The sequence below is a fragment of the Martinezella tropici genome, assembly GCF_003287875.1.
Classification (GTDB): Bacteria; Pseudomonadota; Alphaproteobacteria; order Rhizobiales; family Rhizobiaceae; genus Rhizobium; species Rhizobium tropici_C.
Window position 1 is genome coordinate 22,602 of sequence record NZ_QMKK01000040.1, and the last position, 6,347, is coordinate 28,948.

Below are 6,347 nucleotides of genomic sequence, written 5' to 3' on the forward strand. Positions count from 1 at the left end.
ATGCTATACGAACGAACCGAGCCATATTTGATCAGCCCCTCCCACCGTCACCATGCGCATTATCTCGCTTTCGATAAACCGATGGGTTGATGCCGTGGCGTTGCAGGCGGGCATAGAGGCTGCGGCGCGGCAATTGCAGCGCCGCAGCGACCTTGGCGATATCACCCTCGAACCGGTCAAGCGCTGCGCGCAAGACGCTCGCCTCGAACTGATCCATCTGATCTGACAGACCAAGTTCCGAAGCGGGTCGGCTCCGGGCTGACGTCAGACCCAGAACGACCTGGGTTGCGTAGTTGCGCAATTCGCGGACATTGCCCGGCCAATCATCAGTCAGGAAACGCGCCTCCATCGCAGCATCGATTTGCGGGCGCGCAACACCGTGTAGGCGCGCGGCATCGTCGAGAAAGGCACTGAACAACAGGCCGATATCGGCCCGGCGCTCGCGTAGCGGCGGGATGCGGATCCGCACGGTCTCCAGCCGATAGAGCAGATCGGCGCGGAAATGGCCCTCGGCGACCGAACCATGCAGATCGGTCTTGGTCGCCGCGACGATCCGGAGATTGACGGGAGCCGGCTCGCCTGTCGATGAGGGCAATTCGCGCTCCTCGACCACACGCAGAAGTCGTCCCTGCAGCATGGGCGACATGCTGTCGATCTCATCGATAAAAAGCGTGCCGCGATCCGCCTCGGCGATGCGTCCGCGCCGGGCGCGGTTTCCGAACAGGGTTTCGTCGGCGATCACATCCGGCAGGGCGGCGCAATCGACCGCGACGAAGCTGCGCCCATGCCGCCTGCTCCAGCGGTGGATGAGGCGCGCCACGAGTTCCTTGCCGGTGCCGGTTTCACCTTCGACCAGAACATCCACATCAGCGACGGCGACCTGGCGTATCGTTTCACGCAATCGCGCCATGATCGGCGTCTGGCCCAGAAGCGGCGAAGTATCTTCCGCTTCCGCCGCGGCCTGCCGCAGGCGGCGGTTTTCCAGCACCAGACGCCGCGTTTCCAGCGCGCGGCGCACGGAGGCGATCATGTGATCCGTGGCAAAAGGCTTGGCGATAAAATCATAAGCGCCCTGCTTCAAGGCACCGACCGCCATGGCGATATCGCCATGACCGGTCATCAGGATGACGGGGAGGTCGGGATCGCGCGCCTGCACTGCCTCGAGGAGATCGTGTCCGTCGACGCGGGGCAGGCGGATGTCGGTGACGACCACGCCCGGCAGCGCAACGGCAAGGCTCGCCAGCGCCGACTGCCCATCGCCATGCGTCTCCACCTCGAAACCGGCTATGGCAAAGGAATCGCTGAGAGCGGCATTGAAAGGGCCGTCGTCTTCCACCAGCAGCACTTTCTGCGGCACTTGCAGCGTCATGCCCGCCTCATCGTAACTATGAAGGCCGCACCACCAAGCGGCGACGGGCCGATCGTCAATGATCCGCCAAGATCGTTCATGATGTCCTGGGCGATTCCAAGCCCAAGGCCCAACCCATCGGGCTTGCCCGTCATGAAGGGACGGAATATCTCCTTCCCCAAGTCCGGGTCTATGCCCGGACCATTGTCGGCGACCGTCAGCCTCACCGTATCTTTCTCCGCGGCCTCGACGAGCAAAGCAACATGCGGATCGTCGACGTTCGACACCGCATCGATGGCGTTCTGCAGCAGATTGACGAGAACCTGTTCCAGCCGCACCCGTTCGGCCAGCACCTGCGGTTGGCCCTGTGGCGGAAGATCCAGCCGCACAGCCGCCTTGCGGAACCGGTTCCCGACCAACAGCAAGGCACCGGCGATGATGGCATCGAGCGGTTCCGGCCCGGCGGCATGCCGCCCCCGGCGCGAAAACCGCCGCATCTCCTGCATGATCGTTCCTATGCGCGCCGTCACGTCGACCGCGGCATCGAGATTGGCTCCGACGCGATCGAGGCGGTTGGCGGCGAGATGGTGGCGAGCGTTTTCGGCCAAGGTGCGAATGGTGGCGACCGGCTGGTTGATTTCATGCATCAGCCCCGCCGTGATCGAGCCGACGGAAGCGAGCCGATTGGCCTGGGCAAGCTCTTCGCGGGCATCGCGATAGCGGTCTTCGGCGCGGGTGCGTTCGGCCATCTCGTCACGCAGTTCGGCCGTGCGCGCGGCGACGGCCTCTTCAAGCGCCCGCCGATCAGCCGCCGCCCGCGCGACGCGGGTCATTCGCCACCAGATCGCAGCCCCGATGACAACGAGCCCGAGGATGACTGGCAAGGCCAGCAGCCAAGCCTGCGCGCGGGCCTCCTGCAAGGCCATGCGCGTATCGAGAAGATGCAGGAGGCGCAGACGCGTGCCGGCGACCGGCTGCTCGGCTGCGACCATGATCTGATCTCGCGGTCCGCGAATACGGCCGGCATCTTCCACACGGTAGTTCCCCGGCCCCAGCGCCGCGTCCCGATACTGGCCGCTCGCGACGACGCGGGCACGGTCCTCCGGCGATAGCGGCGCGAGCGCGGTCAGCACCTGTGACGGGTCGGATGCGGCAAGGATGATCTGATGTTCGTCGACGACGAGCGTTTTACCCGGATCGTTCGCCCAGATCCGCGACACGGGTTCGAATTCGAATTTGACGACTACGACGCCGGCCGGCGCCGCCGCATCGCCGACCCTGCGCGCGATAAACAGGCCTGGCCGGCCGCTGATTGCACCGGCGCCATAATATTCCGCCATGCCGTCTTTCATCGCCTCGGAAAAATAGGGCCGGAAACTGAAATTCTTGCCGACGAAACTATCCTCGGTCCCCGCATTCGATGCGGAGATCACGAGGCCGGTATGGTCGACCAGATATATGATATAGGCACCGGTCTGATGGGCGAGAAAGCCGAGCTTTTGGTCGAGCCGACGGGCTGCGTCGGCGGTGGGGCTTGCAAGAGCCTCGCCTAGATCGCGATATTCGCCAAGCACGATCGGCAACAGCCGGAAACGAGCCAGCTCGCTGTCGACCAGGCGGCTGTGCTGCACGGCAAGCCCGGCGGCCTCCGCTTCCAGCCGCGCCAGCGCCTCATGGCGCGACAGCGAGAGCGCCGTAAGCCAAATGCCGGCTGCGGCAGCCACACCAGCCATTGCTATAAGTAGAATCCGTGCCCATCCGAATGCAGTCATTTGTGCAGAATATTGCACAAGCCTCGAAATTGCCATGCAGAATCTTGCGCAAATAATAGCAAGAACCACGGTGAGATCATGAAAATATGAAATATTTCAATATGGGTATCATGACGCCTGATAGTCCTCGTCTCTGGGATTTCCACACGCAACAATGATGGCACTGGGAGAGTGATCCTCGATAGTAATCGGTATTGGCCCGTTCCGTCTCGCAACGATGGGCCGGCGGGCAAGCGCATATGCGGCTTCTCTCAAAATCCCGTCGCGATCGATCGTGATGGCGGCGGCTGAAGCGACCAAGGGAGGAGAGGTTCAATGCTGGACACATTGCAAGATTCCATCGAGACGACGGCAGCAGCGGATGCCGCCGGAAAACGCAATCGTCTCAAATCGATCATCGGCGGCTCGACGGGCAATCTGGTCGAATGGTTCGACTGGTATGTCTATGCCGCATTCGCACTCTATTTTGCTCCGCACTTCTTTCCCGCCGGCGATCAGACGGCGCAGTTGCTGAACTCGGCAGCAGTCTTCGCCGTAGGCTTCGTCATGCGGCCGATCGGCGCCTGGATCATGGGGCTTTATGCCGACCGCAAGGGTCGCAAGGCCGGGTTGGCGCTTTCGGTGACGCTGATGTGTGCCGGCTCGCTGATCATCGCCCTGACACCGGGATACGAAGCAATCGGCGTGGCGGCACCGGCACTTCTGGTCCTTGCCCGCCTGATGCAGGGCCTGTCGGTGGGAGGCGAATACGGCGCTTCGGCGACCTATCTTTCCGAAATGGCTGGCCGGCAGCGCCGGGGTTTCTTCTCGTCGTTCCAGTATGTCACGCTGATCTCGGGGCAGCTCCTCGCCATCGCCGTCCTCATCATATTGCAGGCTTTTATGACGGCGGAGACGCTCAATGCCTGGGGATGGCGCATTCCCTTCTTCGTCGGCGCGGCGCTTGCCGTCGTCGTCTTCTGGCTGCGGCGCGGCCTTGCCGAAACCGAGAGCTTCAAGAATGTGCGCGCGAGCGATATGCAGAAATCCGGCTTCTGGATGCTCATCACCCAGCATCCGAAGGAAACCGCACTGGTGATGCTGCTGACGGCCGGCGGCACGCTCGCCTTCTACGCCTATTCGATCTACATGCAGAAATTCCTGGTCAATACCTCCGGATTCACGCGCGAGACGGCAAGCCAGATCAATGCGATCACGCTCTTCGTTTTCATGCTGTTGCAGCCGATCGCAGGCGGGCTTTCCGACAAGATCGGCCGCAAGCCGCTGATGATCGGCTTCGGTCTTTGCGGCGTGCTGTTCACCTACCCGATCTTCTCGACCCTCGAGACCACGAAGGACCCGCTGATCGCAGGGCTGCTCGTCATGGGTGCGCTGATCATCGTCACCGGCTACACGTCGATCAATGCGGTGGTGAAGGCGGAACTTTTTCCGGCCCATATCCGTGCCCTCGGCGTCGCATTGCCCTACGCTCTTGCCAACACGCTGTTCGGCGGTACGGCCGAATTCGTGGCACTGAAGTTCAAGAGCAGCGGCTGGGAGCAAGGCTTCTACTGGTATGTGACGGCAATGATCGGCATCTCGCTCGTCATCTATCTCTTCATGCGGGATACGGCCAAAAGCAGCGCCATCCGTGAGGATTGATCCCTTTCGGCAATGGCAAGAGAGACCCTGATCGGAGGGTGATGAAATATCAACCGGCGGGAACATCGATGACGAACCCGCCGGCGTGGCCGAACACGAGGTCGCAGCCGCTAAGGCATGTCGCGCAAAAGTGCGTAGCGGTTTTGCGGCAATGACATGCACTAGCACTACTTTGGCAGAATTGAATTTGGGGTCATTAGGAACCTGATACGGCAGTGAGGACATCGTTGTGGTGGATGGTGGTTTGAGAGCGCGGCTATGACAGCGCGTCGGATGGCCGGCAGTGTCGGCTTAGGCGGGCCGTGCCTCTTCCTTTTTTTCCCGCTTTGCCTTGTTGAGGCGTTGATGTTGAAGAAAGGCATAGGCAATCATCGTCATCAACGCGTGTCGGTGGAGGCCCTGCCATGATCGACCTTCAAAGTGATCGAGGCCGAGCTCTTCCTTCATCTGCTGATGGGCCTGCTCGCAGACCCATCGCGCCTTGATGGCCGCCGTGAGCGCTTTCAAGGTCGCCTCGGCCGGCAGATTGGAGAGGTAGTATTTGCGCTCGTCGTTTGAACGCCATTCACCAACGAGCCACGCCACTTCGCCCGGCATGTGCTGCTGTCCCTTGTCGAGGATGCGTTGCGGGTTGCCATCAGCAATCCGAATGCGTAGGGCAGCGAAGCGTGCTGTCAGTCGACCTTTCGTGCCGTGACGCCAACTGACCTTCTTCCAGGTGTTTCCTTCCAAGATCGTTTCGGCTGCGGTCGACAGCGTATCGGGGATCGAATGCTTGCGTGGCCGTCCATGGCCGGCGACAGGAAAGACCAATGCGACATCATGAGGATAAACCTTCTGATGCTTGGGAATACCGACAGCCCAGGTGAGATTGCGTGCACTGAGCCCCTGGCGAAACGCAGCCGACAGACCATAGCCGGCATCCGCAAGCACGGTGCCAAACCGCACGCCTGCGGCCATCAGCCGATCGATCTCGCCGAGCGCGATCTCCGGTTTGGTGCGGGATCGGCGCATCTCCTCGGGAACACCAGCCTTCGCCATCCGATCCTGATCACTCGTCCAACTGTCGGGCAAGAACAATCGTAAGCCCACTGGGACGGGAACCTCGTCGCGGGCCAGCGTCAACGACACCAGCGTCTGGCAATTGGCGCGCTTGCCGAGCATCGACGCGTACTGCGGCGCCACCCCAACAGAATGGTCGCCTTTCTTCGGTAGACCTGTGTCGTCGATCACCAGAAAAGCATCTGAAGCCCCGACAATCCTGTCGGCCTGCACCGCCAGTTCCGCCTCAAGAGGACCGGCATCCCAAATCCCATCCGAGATGAAATGATGCAGGCGGTCGTAGCGATCAGGTGCCAGACGTTCCGCCATCGGCTCGATACTCTTGCGATCACCAGGTCCGATGAGGCCCGAAATATAGACCGGGCACATCTGCCGCCGCTTCTTGTGACCAAGCTTCTCGACGAACGGCTTCAGCCAATCCGCCAGCGCAACATCCAGTTCCGACATCTCGCGCACCCCTGTGAAAGTGCCCAAGATGGCCCATCATCGTAAATGACCGGTTAATCTGCCAAAGTAGTGCTAGG

Annotated in this window: 3 protein-coding genes and 1 pseudogene; 1 reads left to right on the forward strand and 3 read right to left on the reverse strand. The window is 61.4% G+C overall.

Going from position 1 to position 6,347, the window contains the following annotated elements:
• Positions 1 to 31: 31 nt before the first annotated feature.
• Positions 32 to 1,369 carry a sigma-54-dependent transcriptional regulator gene (locus DQ393_RS16315; RefSeq protein ID WP_112342807.1) on the reverse strand — a complete coding sequence of 446 codons (1,338 nt, stop codon included), beginning with the start codon at positions 1,367 to 1,369 and terminating at the stop codon, positions 32 to 34.
• Positions 1,366 to 3,081, reverse strand: a complete 1,716-nt coding sequence (locus DQ393_RS16320) for a sensor histidine kinase (RefSeq protein WP_245430373.1) — start codon at positions 3,079 to 3,081, stop codon at positions 1,366 to 1,368. Before DQ393_RS16320 ends, DQ393_RS16315 begins: the two co-directional genes overlap by 4 nt.
• A 354-nt stretch (positions 3,082 to 3,435) precedes the next feature.
• On the opposite strand from DQ393_RS16320, the gene DQ393_RS16325 reads away from it, so the two are divergent.
• On the forward strand, positions 3,436 to 4,761 hold the full coding sequence (locus DQ393_RS16325; protein WP_112342809.1) for an MFS transporter: 1,326 nt from the start codon (positions 3,436 to 3,438) through the stop codon (positions 4,759 to 4,761).
• A 210-nt stretch (positions 4,762 to 4,971) separates the two neighbouring features.
• Here the strand turns inward: DQ393_RS16325 and DQ393_RS16330 are convergent.
• A pseudogene (locus DQ393_RS16330) lies at positions 4,972 to 6,270 on the reverse strand (IS701 family transposase); the annotation flags it as partial.
• Between the last annotated feature and the right edge of the window lie 77 nt (positions 6,271 to 6,347).

Coding starts and splice junctions, on each gene's coding strand:
- DQ393_RS16315 (WP_112342807.1), bottom strand. CDS start 1,369: ATGACGCTGCAAGTGCCGCAGAAAGTGCTGCTGGTGGAAGACGACGGC.
- DQ393_RS16325 (WP_112342809.1), top strand. CDS start 3,436: ATGCTGGACACATTGCAAGATTCCATCGAGACGACGGCAGCAGCGGAT.
- DQ393_RS16320 (WP_245430373.1), bottom strand. CDS start 3,081: ATGGCTGGTGTGGCTGCCGCAGCCGGCATTTGGCTTACGGCGCTCTCG.